Source organism: Paenibacillus sp. J22TS3, assembly GCF_018403205.1.
GTDB lineage: Bacteria > Bacillota > Bacilli > Paenibacillales > Paenibacillaceae > Fontibacillus > Fontibacillus tuaregi.
The window spans coordinates 1-255 of record NZ_BOSF01000031.1; the positions used below are offsets into that span (position 1 = coordinate 1).

A 255-nucleotide genomic window follows, 5' to 3' on the forward strand; every position below is an offset into this window, starting at 1 on the left:
GGTGAAATTTTAATACCTGTGAAGATGCAGGTTACCCGCGACAAGACGGAAAGACCCCATGGAGCTTTACTGCAGCTTGATATTGGACTTTGATACGATTTGTACAGGATAGGTGGGAGCCTAGGAAGCCGGAGCGCCAGCTTCGGTGGAGGCACCGTTGGGATACCACCCTGATCGTATCGGAGTTCTAACCTAGTACCGTAACCCGGTACGGGGACCGTGTCAGGTGGGCAGTTTGACTGGGGCGGTCGCCTC

At 54.5% G+C, this 255-nt stretch carries 1 rRNA gene; it reads left to right on the forward strand.

Annotated features, from left to right (window positions below):
• Positions 1 to 255, forward strand: a 23S ribosomal RNA gene (locus KJS63_RS25910); the annotation flags it as partial.